The 13,588-nt window shown below is 37.0% G+C and carries 14 protein-coding genes; all 14 read left to right on the top strand.

The genetic code is table 11. The features are described 5' to 3' along the window. Window positions 1-8 precede the first annotated feature (8 nt). The 14 genes from LF20184_RS04335 (at window position 9) to LF20184_RS04400 (ending at window position 13,562) form a co-directional block, all read left to right on the top strand. Window positions 9-413 (top strand): hypothetical protein, encoded by a 405-nt coding sequence (locus tag LF20184_RS04335; protein ID WP_010019155.1) that lies wholly within the window; start codon window positions 9-11, stop codon window positions 411-413. Between the two features lie 60 nt (window positions 414-473). Beyond that, the gene (locus LF20184_RS04340) at window positions 474-1,262 is read left to right on the top strand and encodes a hypothetical protein (RefSeq protein ID WP_010019157.1); all 789 of its coding nucleotides are present in this window, start codon (window positions 474-476) and stop codon (window positions 1,260-1,262) included. 26 nt (window positions 1,263-1,288) lie between these two features. After that, entirely contained in the window at window positions 1,289-1,567 is a 279-nt protein-coding gene (locus tag LF20184_RS04345; RefSeq protein WP_010019159.1) for a hypothetical protein, read from the top strand. 71 nt (window positions 1,568-1,638) lie between these two features. Beyond that, window positions 1,639-2,103, top strand: a complete 465-nt coding sequence (locus tag LF20184_RS04350) for a hypothetical protein (protein ID WP_010019161.1) — start codon at window positions 1,639-1,641, stop codon at window positions 2,101-2,103. Window positions 2,104-2,267: 164 nt separating this feature from the next. Beyond that, window positions 2,268-2,447, top strand: coding sequence for a hypothetical protein (locus tag LF20184_RS04355; RefSeq protein WP_010019163.1), 180 nt, complete (start codon window positions 2,268-2,270; stop codon window positions 2,445-2,447). Continuing rightward, window positions 2,448-7,040, top strand: a complete 4,593-nt coding sequence (locus LF20184_RS04360; protein WP_010019164.1) for a tape measure protein — start codon at window positions 2,448-2,450, stop codon at window positions 7,038-7,040. Then, window positions 7,040-7,963: a phage tail domain-containing protein gene (locus tag LF20184_RS04365; RefSeq protein ID WP_010019165.1), complete on the top strand. Its 924-nt coding sequence runs from the start codon at window positions 7,040-7,042 to the stop codon at window positions 7,961-7,963. The genes LF20184_RS04360 and LF20184_RS04365 overlap by 1 nt, the downstream gene beginning before the upstream one ends. Continuing rightward, complete coding sequence (locus LF20184_RS04370; protein WP_056945229.1) at window positions 7,963-9,747, top strand: phage tail protein; 1,785 nt, start codon at window positions 7,963-7,965, stop codon at window positions 9,745-9,747. The genes LF20184_RS04365 and LF20184_RS04370 overlap by 1 nt, the downstream gene beginning before the upstream one ends. Beyond that, entirely contained in the window at window positions 9,747-10,466 is a 720-nt protein-coding gene (locus LF20184_RS04375; RefSeq protein WP_056945230.1) for a hypothetical protein, read from the top strand. The genes LF20184_RS04370 and LF20184_RS04375 overlap by 1 nt, the downstream gene beginning before the upstream one ends. After that, window positions 10,467-11,513, top strand: a complete 1,047-nt coding sequence (locus LF20184_RS04380) for a BppU family phage baseplate upper protein (protein WP_010019171.1) — start codon at window positions 10,467-10,469, stop codon at window positions 11,511-11,513. It begins immediately after the preceding gene. Next, window positions 11,500-11,790: a hypothetical protein gene (locus tag LF20184_RS04385; protein WP_010019172.1), complete on the top strand. Its 291-nt coding sequence runs from the start codon at window positions 11,500-11,502 to the stop codon at window positions 11,788-11,790. Before LF20184_RS04380 ends, LF20184_RS04385 begins: the two co-directional genes overlap by 14 nt. A 15-nt stretch (window positions 11,791-11,805) precedes the next feature. Beyond that, a complete protein-coding gene (locus LF20184_RS04390) occupies window positions 11,806-13,008 on the top strand; it encodes a hypothetical protein (protein ID WP_010019173.1) in 1,203 nt (400 codons plus the stop codon). 12 nt (window positions 13,009-13,020) lie between these two features. Beyond that, window positions 13,021-13,413: a hypothetical protein gene (locus tag LF20184_RS04395; protein ID WP_010019174.1), complete on the top strand. Its 393-nt coding sequence runs from the start codon at window positions 13,021-13,023 to the stop codon at window positions 13,411-13,413. Beyond that, window positions 13,413-13,562, top strand: a complete 150-nt coding sequence (locus LF20184_RS04400; RefSeq protein WP_010019175.1) for an XkdX family protein — start codon at window positions 13,413-13,415, stop codon at window positions 13,560-13,562. The genes LF20184_RS04395 and LF20184_RS04400 overlap by 1 nt, the downstream gene beginning before the upstream one ends. The last annotated feature ends 26 nt before the right edge of the window (window positions 13,563-13,588 follow it).

Below are 13,588 nucleotides of genomic sequence, written 5' to 3' on the forward strand. Positions count from 1 at the left end.
GTGATTAATTGATTTCACCACAACATGACATGCTGCAATCAGCAATTAGAACGTTAGAGATTATCACGGATGCCCCTGTATTTGACTTAAATGCAGTTGACAGTAATGAATATCCTCAAATTATTGTTTCAAGTGGTCAAAATATTGATGCAGAGCGTGCTAAGAATGAACAGCGTTCTACATATACGCTTTATGTTGACTACTTTGATGATGTTGATAACGATCATGGCTTGATGATGGATACATTATTTAGTATCCGTGAGTATCTCAAGTATTTGAGATTGTCCAATTACAATTGCCAATCTTATGCGTTTAATCAATCATCAGAAACAATTGATAATTCAACTTCTAAATCGCTGAGACATGTAACAATTACATTTGATTATCACATTACAGAAAAATTAATTATTTAGACATTCATTTATAAAATGGGTGTCTTTTTTTATGTAAATTATTAGAAAAGAGGAATTAAAATGGTAGATACAGCAGTATCCAACAAGTTTAAAGCTGAAGTTCGTGGCCGTGATGCCGATAACATTATTTATCTTTACAAACGTATCAAGCACGAACCACTAACAAATAAGATTCATATTTTAGGACTCCAGGGTGCCACATCAGGAACTAATACACGTACATTACAATCTACAGCAACTAAGAGGGCCAATATTAAAGGTGTCGGCTCAATCAACCAACAACGTACTGTAGATGTAATCTTTTCTGCTCCGGAAAAGAACAAGAAAGATTTGTATTGGGACTTATATGCAGCCTGGGAAAAGGGTGAATTAATTGGTCTATGGAGAATGGATCTAAACACAATGCACGGTACTAAGCCGCATCGTAAGATTCAAGCACAATTCTCACAAAGTTTTGTTCCCAACCTTCCTAACACAGAAGCATTGGGTGGAACAATGACATCCAATCTCCAATTCGAAGTCAATGGTATGGAACGTGCAATCAATTCAGATGAAAATGCATTCGAGCTTGATGAAGAAGATCTTGATGATGGTATTTTGGATGACCTAGCCAAGTTCTATAACTTCTCACATGGTACTGATTTGGGTGTTGATGACAATGGTGACTTCGTTGATAACACTGTTGACGATGACACCATTGAAGTACAAGACACAACTACTGGTGAGGACGTAATGGGCCCAGCTTATAAGCCTGTTGACGATGATGCAGGCAGTGAAAAAGCTCCAGAAGAACCGCAAAATGTTCAATCTAAGGCAACCGGGACAGGTGCAGATGTTTCATCTAGCTAAAAAATAATTAAAGGAAGTATTCAAATATGGCAGACAGAACTAATCAAACAGAAATTATTTACGACAAGACTGGCAAAAAAGTTGTTGAAGGAACTAAAGGCGACCTTTCTACAGCAATCGCTGGCCTAACCGGTGGTACTACTGTTGCTGACGGTGATTACAAGATTTCTTTTAAAGATGCAACAACCGGACTTGAATCAGAAAAAGTAGACGTTCCAGGATTCACAGTTGAAAAAGCTCCAGACAAGCCAGCAGATGTGAAAGCAGACGCAACTAGTGACGGGGCAAATGTCTCAGCTGAATAGCTAATTTAAAAGCATTCTCACTTTCTTGAGTGGTGGCGGTTGGAATCAAATTCATTTTTAGGAGATTTAAAATGCTAACTCTAAAAATCAAAGATACGGAAGTTGAACCAACATATAATTATCGACTTTATAAAAATATTGCCGGTGACGATAAAGATAAACGAAAAGAAAACTTTTACAGCTTTTTAGATGGTCTTTTTAGCGATGACTCTATTACAATTATTAATTTTTTTAAAGCAGTGGCTGGAAAGGACTTGTCTGAAGATGAAGTTGTTGATCAACTAGACGAAAATGGTCTATTTGATGATGTCCATAAAACTACTGATGAAATTATTACGGGCTTAGCTACATCAGGTTTTTTAAAATCGGAAATCAAAGCTTGGAAGAAATACGGAGATCGTTTACTAGAGAGTATGAAAGCCAGTTTAAAGCTCAAGTCTATCAAGCAAGAGGACAAAGAAATGACTCAAATTCAAATCAATCAACTCGAAGAGAACAAGAAGAGTATCGAGAGTCGAATGGATCTAATCAAGTAAATAACTTTGATTTAGATGAGCAGATTACTAGAGCAAGAAGAATAATTGGAATTACCAATATTGATGATTTTTGGAAGCTCACTCCTAATGAATTTGATGACCTGTGTAGAGGTGCCTTACTAGCTCAATACGACAATTTAACTAATCAGCGTGTATCTAATTCAATGGTTCGGCCAGTTGGTCTAATTGATGATATTCAAGGTCAAAGCCAGCAAATAGATACAGTATTGAGTCAAATTAAAGATTATGCGGAGAAGTTTGGCAAAGAATCCGACGATTCCGAAAGAAAGCAGATGGATGCAAAGGCATTCTACAAATTGGTTATGCAAAGGGGGCGAGAATAGATGTCGGATATTGTTGTTAATAAAATTATTAATTTCAAAGGTGCTGATCAACTAACCCCGATAGCTAATAAGGTCAAAGAGGCTATTGACGGTATCAAAGATAAAAAAGTAAAACTTGGTGCCACTCCTGAAGAACAGGGTATTACTTCGTTTGGACAAAAACTTCAAGGATTGCCTAAAGATGTTCGAACAACTCTAAAATCTATGGCTGAAAAGAACGGTTTTGATACGTTCGAAGGTTACATGAAGACCGTCCCTCGTGATAAGTACACTCAATTAAAAGCTAATGTTGAAAAGGGTGGATTCCAGGCATTTAAGAACGACTTGAATAGTCTGCCACGTACCCAACAATCTAAGTTAAAGGCAATCGCTGAACGTGAAGGATTTACTACCTTTGAGCAGTACTATCAAAAGGTACCAAAAGAAGCAAGAACAAAACTTGATGCGATAGCTGACACCCACGATATTGAAGACTTTATTCGTGAGACTGAGAAAATTCCTAAACATCTTAATACAAAGGTTGATGCCGATGTTAATGGCGGTAATAGTGCATTAAGTAATTTCAGTAGTCATATCGATAAAGCAAAAGAGAAAACAAGCCAATTTAAATCAATTCTGGCGGGTAGTTTCGTTGGTAGCATGATGACTACTGGACTTATGTCAATCGTTGGTGGTTTGAAGTCCGCAACTTCAGCGGCTATGGAATACGCCAATGCTCAGCAAACTATGAACGCTACTTGGAAGACTTTAACTGGTAGCGCCAAAGATGGTCAAAAAATGGTAGATATGACCAACAAGATGGCTATAGCTGCTAATAACTCTACTCATATGGTTGACCAGTTAAATCAAAAGTTCTATTCAGTCAATGATAGTGCTGAAACTACTAAGAAATTAACAACTTCAGTATTAACACTACAGGATGCATTCGGTAAAACTGATGATGAAGTTGAGAACTTCGGAACTCAGTGGGGACAAATGGTTGCCAATGGGAAAGTATCCGCTCAAGATATGATGTCGTTCGTCAATGTCTTTCCTAAGTTGAGAATTGAACTGCTCAAGACCGAGCAGAAGATGACTGGTAACAAGAATCTAACGATGAAACAGCTGAACGACATGATCTCAGCCGGTAAGGTTTCATCAGATACCATGGATAAGGTATTGGAAGATACTGCAACCAAGTACGGCAAGGCTACTAAGAATTTTGGTGCCACAATAGCCGGAATGAAACGTACTATCCAAAGTCAAGTTCCTGTTTTGTTATCAGCGTTCACTGAACCATTTCTCAATGCTCAAAACCCAATTTACAAGACTGTATCTGATTGGGTAGCAGATAAACGCACTAAGGACAAATTTAGCGACTTAGGTAAAACTATCTCTAATGGGATGTCTGATGCTATGAGTGCTCTCTCAGGTGGTACAGGTGGACAAAAGGACTTTGCTGCCAATTTAAATAGGGGTATTGATTCAGTTAATAAAGGATTCAAAGTATTCTTTGGATACATAACTGACCATGCTAAAGACTTGAAGACAGTTGGCGGTAGTCTAAATGAAATCCTAAAAGTATTTCTCAATGCTATCTGGAAAGATGTCGGTTCTATCATTACCACAATCGGTAGTAGTTTGGGACTGATGAAAGACAGCTCAAAAGATGCAAGTGATCCATTACATGCAGTTGCTGATGCCTTGAAGGGTATTGCAAAACACAAAACGGTCATCAAGGCTATTGCCGGTTATCTGGTAGCAATGAAAACATTCAAGATGGCCAAGGGTGCATTTGATCCACTACTAAAATTGGCAGGTATGCAGTCAAAAGGTGGCGGACTTCTTACAAAAGTTGTTGGTTCAGGTAAAAATGAAAAGAAAGTATTCAGATTCGGTACTGAAGGAATTGCAGCAACAAAGAAACAGTTATTAGGACTAAAAGATTTATTAGGTAAAGTGACTCAAGGCGGTAAATTCTCAAAAGTTAGTGCCGGTAATATGACAAAAGGCGCAAAGATTGGTACAGGGGTAACGACTGCCGCTGTTGCTGGTGTTGCTACTATGGATGTAGTCGGTGCATTAAAAGCCAAGAATCCAGAGAAAAAATTTGAAGGATTTGGTAAAGCTGCCGGTGGAGCAATCGGTGGTGGAATAGGTTTCATGCTTGGTGGTCCAGCTGGTGAAGCTATCGGTGCTACATTAGGTCGTATGCTTGGAAAGTATGGTGGTAAAGCTGCTAAAAACTTCACTGACGGATGGAATAAAAAAGGCCGTGGTGCAAAACCACCAAAGGGAATTATCCAGAAGGCTGGCTATTATTCAAGAAAAGCTGGCGATGCTGTTGTTAATTGGACAAAGGGTATCGCTACTTGGATGGGTAAGCATAAAAAAGAAATACTTCTTACTTTGGCCAACCCGTTTTTAGGTATTGGTGCCTTTATTTTAAAGGATACCAAAGTCGGTAAAGATTTCCGAAAGTGGGCATCTAATGCAATAAAAAATGTTCAAAAGGGCTTCAAATCCTTTAATAAAAAAGCTGGAAAAATTGGCGGTGGCATCTCTAAAGGCATCGTTAAAGGAATGAAAGGCTTTGGCAAGTTAGCGCTTTATGCGTTAGCTTTTCCTGTCGGTATTGGTGTAAAGATAACTAAACCACTTGTTAAGCCAATTAAAAAATCGATTTCTTCATTGGTTAAATCAATTAAGAAAGATTGGAATGGGTTAACAAAATGGCTCGGTAAAATCTTTAATCCAATAGCTAAAAACTGGCAAAAATCTTGGAAGAAAATTTCTAAAGCTATAGATATGAAGAAATTCTCCAAGGATATGTCTAATACTATGTCAGACATGTCTAAGTCTATTCAGAAATCATCAGATGATGTTGGCAAACAGATGTCTAACATGTCTAAGTCAGTCAAAAAGTCTAAATGGGCTAAGGATTTAAAAGAGAAATTCAATGAAGCTCAAAAGAATGCAGGTTCTTGGAGTTCTGGCATGAACGACTGGTGGTCAGGATTTAGCTCTGGATTTTCAAAATCTTGGAACTCAATTTGGTCTGGCGTAGGTTCTTACTTTAGCAAAAAGTTTAGTGGATTATCTAAATGGTATAGCAATTTTTCAAGTGGTATGAAATCATGGTGGTCTGACTTTAGTTCTAACTTCAAATCAGCTTGGCACTCAGTCTGGAAAGGAATATCTGACACATTCAAAAATATTTTTGATGGATTAAAGGATATTGCTAAAAATGCCTGGAATGGAATCATTGGAATCGTTAATTCAGGTATTGGAGCTATCAACGGTGTTATCAAGATGTTCGGTGGAAAGAGCTTAGGAAAAATCAAGACTCTTGAAACTGGATCTAATTACCATAGAGGTGGATTAGCAAAGATTAATGATGCTCACTCAAGTGTTTATCGTGAAATTGTTAAATTACCAAATGGACATATGTTCTCGCCTCAACAAAGAAATGTTGTATTGCCATTGCCACAAGGTTCATCAGTTTTACCTGCTCAAGCAGCAAGACCATATGTCGAAACTGGTTTAATTCCTCACTACGAAAATGGTATTGGAGATAGTTTATCTAACTTCTTTGATATGGCCAAAAGCGGAATATCTGATGCGGCTAGTGGCGTAGGCTCTTGGGTATCTTCTAAGATGAAAGAAATTGGTGGAGATATCGAAAAAGGTATTAAATTTGCTAAGGACTTTATTAAAGACCCTGTTGGGAATTTATCTAAGGCATTCGAATCAGTCACAAATGGTAAATTTGCTAAAGAAGAATTTTCAAGCAAAATGGGACCTGCTACTGGTCATGGAATTGTTAAAGCTGTCGCCGATAGGGTTAAGAGCTTGGCTGAAAGTTTTAAGAAACAACTTCAATCAGTCACAGTTTCTGGTAAAATGCCAGCCACTGCATATGGTCCAATGATTAAAGCTGCTGCTGCTTATATGCATCAATCAATTACTGATTTTAACGTTGATATGATTGAAAGAATTATTGCCAACGAATCGGGTGGAAACCCTAGAGCTATTAATTTAACTGATAGAAATGCTATGGCAGGTACACCGTCAAAAGGTATTTTGCAGTATATTGATCCAACTTTTAATCATTATGCGATGCCTGGTCATCAAAATATTTATAGTCCATTTGATCAGTTGATAGCTTTATTCAATGACGCTACGTGGCGTACTGATATGGGAATGGGCTATAACGGAAAATATGGCGAGTGGCGTGGGCAAGCTTCAGGACCTAGTGGTCCAAGATTAATGGCCAACGGTGGTCATGTATTTAATGCTACAAGTGCCATTATCGGTGAAGATGGTGATGAGTTTGCTATTAATCCATCTAAACCTTCCGCCATTCCACTTCTTGGCGATTTGATTGGTAGAATGGCAGACTTCCATCCAGAATTTAGAATGTCATCAAACATAACAAGTAATATTTCTTCAGACATTGGTAGAAAGCTGGATAGTGTTATCAATTTGCTTGGTTCAATCAATAGAAAGGACTTCCAACCAGAAGTCAATATTGCAAGAACTTCAAGCAACTTAAATCAACAAAACAGACGTGACACTGATATTTATGCTTATCAGAGAGGGATGAGACAATAATGACAAATCAAGTATTTAAGGATGAATTGACTAATCCAAAGCCACATGCATACGGATTCAGCCATGGGCGAGATAGTCTATCATCTTTACCTGAAGATCCAATTGAAGTGGCCATTAGTAGTGACGGTGTCAATTGGAAATCATATTATGACGTTCAAGATTTGTTTGGGGTTCATTGCTATGATTGGGATGTTGCTCAAGCAAATCCTATTGATAACTTCCAGAAAATTAATACTAGAGATGGTCAACATTTAACATCATCTAATTTTGATAGTAGAGATATCAATTCTACCTGGATGGTAGATGGAGAAAATGAAACAGAATTCAGAATGTTATATTCTGAATTGCATAATTTCTTTATGACTCGCAGTGGCTTTTGGATTGTATTCGGAAACGAACCGACTTTCAAATATCGGGTTAAAACTAAAGTATTTGCTCCAACGTATTTCAATGAACATCAAGCCAGCTTGATTATTACATTTAATAATTACACTGGAATGCGTGAGAGTGTTGGAACGTCACTAGAAATATTTAAAAATAAAAACTTCTTTTCATTTGGCATGGGAATACCTAATAAAGATATTTCCTTCGAGTCCAAAGAAAAGAAGTTTTCTATTTATAATCCTAGTTCTGTGAGAATTGACCCATTAGGGCAAGATCACGTACTAAAAATTCACATTACAGGCGTTGGTTCGCCAACCCTTACCAATAAGACTACAGGAGAAGTATTTACCTATAATCGAGTTTTAAGTACAAATGATGAATTGATTCTTAATGGTGTTAATCCATATATTAATGGCCAACCCGATGGGATTAACAGCAATCATGGAACAATTTCACTTGCAAAAGGCGATAACGAGTTTGAAATTTCTGGCCTATCAAATTCAGATATCTCTTTTGAGTTTTACTTCATTTATTTCTAATGGCTTTTAACGGACACAAAATTTACATTCAATCATTTGATGGCCAGAAAGAAGAATGGTTGACGTGTCTAAATGAAGATTCTTTTCAAGTCGATTGGCAAGTGAGTTCTAGTTTTCAAGTGTCTTTCACTGCCTATCTTAATGATCATGACGGCGTGTCTTTCGATATGTTGGAAAATGATACGTATATCGTATTTGATGGCCAACGCTATCAAATCAAGCAGAGTGTACCTAAATACATTGATGACCTTGTTACTAAAGATGTCACTGCCACACATGAGATCTTCAATATTCAGAATTTCAGACAATTCAAGGTCAATAAGGGAAGTCAAAGCTATTCTATTGATTCAATGCTGAGTTTTATCTTTGGTAGTCAGTACAATACAAACGGTTTTACCTATCAAATCAATGGTAACTTCAACAATGTTGATATCACCGATTGGGGTAATTGTTCCGGACTTGATGCAGTTCAGAAGGCTGTCGATTCTTATGGTGCCAAGTGGTATCCGGACGGTAAAACAGTCATGATTTTTGATAGCAATAGTTATAAGAATATTAATAATAAACAATATATTTGGTCGCATAACACGAATGACATCGAATTATCTGTTGATTCTACTTCAATTGTTAATGGTGCCATGCTTTACGGTGCTACGGTTGATGATGAACATAACACTACCGCTGATGGTGGTGTCTCATCTGATTCCACGGGTACTACTAGCGGTGGTGGAAGTACTTCAGCAGCTACCTCAACCGGTAACGCCAGAGGGACTATCTCAACGATGGAAGATGGCGGTGCTCCCGTTTATAGTTCACCAGTTGGAAATAGCTCTTTAACAGGTCAAAAACTGCCAAACGGCTCTAAATGGGCAGTTGATGAACAGGTTTCTATTGATGGCGTAATTTGGTATCGGGTTGGAATTAATGCATGGATCAATTCGAAATATATGCCTTTTAATAAGTCTGACGATATCAAACCAGAAAGCCATGTTGTTGAGCAAACTTGGGGGCAAGGTACTATCAAAGCCGCTGACATAACAACTGGCAGTGGGGATGATGAAACTACCACAGCACCAACCTCAGCTAAGATATATGATTCCCCATATTCCGGACAACATGAGATTACTGGTAGAGTTTTGGACAATGGTACACAGTGGAAAATCAATGGAACTGTATCAGATGGATACGGTGGGAAAACTTGGTACCAGGTTGCTACAAATGAATGGGTATGTGCCGATGATATCAATTTCGATGGTGATACTGATGTTGAACCGACTGCAGTAGAAACTGCAACGGATGACACAGCTAAGACAGAAACAGACGAAGTTAAATACTACTTCGAGCCGTTTTTTTACTACAACGCTAAATCTAGTGCTAAACACGGTTTGATAATCGGTGAAGATATTACTAATGACCAAATTAAAGATGCAGCTGCGATGAAAAAATATGCTGATTCAGTTATGCAGACGGAGCCAATTGTTGAACTAACAATCAACGTGAGTTTTCAAGATGATACGTTGAAATTAGGTGACACAAGCTATTTGAATGCAGAGCCTTTAGGAATTCAAACAATGATTACTTTGAATGGTGTGAGCGGTAATCCTTTAACAAACGATTCACCTATGACATTGACTCTGGATAATTCAACAGTGTCCAGAACCAATATCAATTATGACATGTCGGACAAGATACGATTATCAAATCGGAATAACAGACTTCTTACTAAAGAAGTTCAAAAATTATCAGCAAAAATAAGAAAATTAGAAAGTCAGGAGGGAAGTTAATGCAAAGATATGATGGAACAAGTCAATTTTATTCACCTGATTTGTATCAAGATGTTCAATTGATTGAATATGGGCGACTGCCTAACAATCAAATAACACCGACATCTAAGACTGGTACTACTTACATCGACCAGGCTAATAATCAAATTGTTGAAATTATTGGTAATGATCAAGCTGGTAGAACAGTAGTAAAGCATTACAAATTGATTGATTTGAAGCAAGTATTGAAATTTCCAAATCTACAAAACATTACCGGATTTGACGGCAATCAAGTTCATTTAGACCGACTAACTCAAGAATTAGTAGGGCCTTCGATGTTTCATTCAAACAGCTACAACATTGAGACAGTCGAAAAGGCAATTAATTTATTGCTAAAGAATCAGGCAATTCAATCCGATAACGAAAATTCAATTATTAAATTTTTCAAACAATTAACTGATGAACAATTATCTGAATTAACTCAGTCAATTTCTAAATTAATCGATGAAAGATATTATTCTAAGTCTGAAGTAGATGGGAAATTGAAGTATCTTCAACAACAAATCAACAACCTGAACAATGCTGTTGAATACAAGCCAGATAGCAGCAGTCTTAATAGTGTATTTCCACCTTCATACACAGGAGATAAACAAGTGGATATTAACGATGAAATTCAAGATGCAAGTATCGAGAATAAGATTGATTCACTTAAACAAAATTTAGAAAAGGAGAAAGATTAGATGGCAGATACAGTTAATACGGATCCAACTAATCAGGAAGCCAATATCCCTGAATTACATATTCCTGTTGGAAGTCAATACAGTACTCTAAAAACCGACATTCCACTAGAACAACCAATGATTTTCTACCTAGATGGTTCTAAGACATTCTATCTTCCACACGAAGATACAGACGATGAACATATTCATAATCTGCCTCAAGGTGTGGTTGATACACTAACCAATAAACGAATCTTTCAAGAAATCAGTATCCGTCAAGGCCAATCAGGGATGCTTAAATCACCAATACTATTTTTGACTAAAAACGGCCCTGTGGACATGACAAATTGTTTGATTCGATTTGAAGGTAATGACCATGCTGGAGCTGAAATATATGATGATGAGGGATTCAATCGTGTTCAAGCTAAACTTGGTCAAATCATTTGGTCACCACCGGCTGAAGTGGCTCAAACACCTGGATATTATAAGAATTGTCACTTTGTAATTGAATCTCCAGACAGAACTAAAATTTATACAACTTTAGACTTCTCACTAAATGTCATTGCTAATGACGTGTCCTATCCACGAGCAATGGCTTTTTATGTGTCTGAATATCAGCGAGCTTTGTTTCATATCAAAGAAATGCAGCTTTCAGCCGATCACCAATTAAATTATCTTCTTAATTCATATGCAGCAATCATTGCGGATAATTTGGCTTCAGTTCGTCAAAAAATGGAAGAAATTTCTGATGAGCTGGATGAAAATTTAAAAACCGGCAACGATAAAATTGACGGCTATGTGGCAGATAACAAAGAGAAAATTGGTACTTTGAATAAATCCGTTGATGATGCTCAGACTCGAATGGATGGGTTAACTGAACAAATCAAAGGTTCAAATTTAGTAACCCATGATGGACTCTATTCAGATGTCCAATTTGGGATTAATACGGGGGATATTGTTTTGAATATGAATGATGTTATTTTAGATCCAGAGATTGAGAAAAAAATTGATGCTATGAGTAAAGCATTAGATTCTGATAATGGAGATGATTCAAATGGCGGCAAATAATGATTTAGAGAAAGTTGCTGTATTAGTAACTAAGATGCCGATTGGTATCAAATATAAAAATGCTCAAGGCGAATACTCAACTGCACCGCTAGATCCAAAAGATAGCAAAATCGATGGAACCAATGCCTTTTTACCAGCAGATGCTGCACAAGGCGTGATTCAAAAGCAAATCGATAAAATCGATACTTCAGATAAGATTGAGGATCCAGACATTTTAAAGAAAATCGAAACTATGACTGCTGCACTTGATTCTGATGCTGCAGCAACAACTAATTAAGAGGAGGGAAAATAAATGGCAACAAATAAATTAACCGAAGTAGCTGGACTTGTCGCACAGGCCGTTATGGGTGCAAAAGTTAAAGATAAAGATGGTAATGCTAAAACTGTAAAACCCACTGGGGATGATAATCTTTTAGATTTAACAGATATTGGTGCATTTGGTGGAGGGTCTGGTACTGGCGGCGGTGATAACCCGAATACTAATGGTATAAATTATATTCCCGGATTGCTTGATGATGGTACGTTGACTGGTCGGAAAGTTGAATGGACTGGTACTACATCTGCGTCAACAGTAACTACTGCTAAATTTTCTGATGATTTAGGAACTACATTAAATTTGGCAGGAGATGGCTTACAGTTTGTACCATATATGAATAAAACACTGATAACTAGAGGAGTGGCTGGTAATAGTTCACTAGTGCCAATTCAATATGATAAGGATAATAAGGCTAATAGCGGGAATTTTGTCACTACTCAGTATTTGCCAATTTCTATTAATAAAAAGGATTTGATCACAGGCAATGATCTGGTAGTTATATTTGATGGTATAGGTGAAAATGATGAATCTGCTACTGAATTAAAAAGTCCAGAGTTACATATTAAATATAACTCTGGAGATAATTCTGTTGATATTAGTCAAGTTTCTGGGTATGCCTACGATAATTTAACTGATACCAAAACGGGTGAAAAGTATGATTTGGGTGTATCAATGATTAATACTTTTTATACGCAAAAACCTGTTGCTCAATTACCACCATCAGTAGTTTTATTTTCTGGGAATGCTAATGGAGTCATCAGTTTATCAGGCGTTGATCACTATTATTCAAATACCATGAAGGGTTTAGAGATAACTATTAACCCAAAAACAACAGGCGGATATGTTGCTTATAGTTGTACAAATTTACCTTCCGTTATTAGAATTCCGAAGGAGAAACTAGTCATTGGAAATAAATACTATATTCCTACTACAGGGATGGCTGAAGTGGCATCAACATTATACGATCCAACTGCGATGAGTCAGCATTATACTCCTGTTGCTGAAAATGTTGGTAGCCATCATTACCAAAGATACTTTAGAGGAATTAAAAATGGCTATTTTGAGATTGGAACCAATTCGATAACATTCAATATGATTATTACTTTAGGATACAACGTGTTGAATTCTTGGAGCGATGAGGATTTTAAAGTAGAAATTTCTAGGGTAACGCCATATTAAGGAGGTATATAAATGAAGATTGCTGTTAGATTAAACGAAGATAAAATTGTTATTAATACAAACAATACAAATGAAAAAGCTGCTAAAGAACAGGCAAAAAAAGAAGGTTGGACACTCGTTGAAAGTGATCCGGCCTTTTCTATTGAAACTGAATACTTATGGACAGTCAGAGAATCTGATGGATTATTAGTCCATATTTCAACTGGTATGACGCCAGACGAAGAGAAAACACAGGCTAATGCATTATTGGGAAAGAATGTAGGAACCGCTTTGGCAGCAGCACAAGATGCAAATAAAAAGGCAGAGAATGCAGTGGCAGGATTAGCACAATTTGGTAAATTAGTTGCCCCTTTGTTAGACACTACACGGCCAAGTTCAAATACAGATGACGGAGGTACTAAATAATGTTTGATTTTATTAAATTTATGTATTCAATTGGTGGATATCAAAATAAAGATGTCGGAGATTTCGTAGTTATCGGTAATATCGATGACAAACAATATAAAGAAATTACTGGCGAAGATTATAAGAGTGATAAAGAAGGAGTAGCCTAACGGCTACTCTTTTTTTGCATTCAAGG

This window comes from Companilactobacillus farciminis KCTC 3681 = DSM 20184 (assembly GCF_002706745.1).
In the GTDB taxonomy this organism is placed as follows: domain Bacteria; phylum Bacillota; class Bacilli; order Lactobacillales; family Lactobacillaceae; genus Companilactobacillus; species Companilactobacillus farciminis.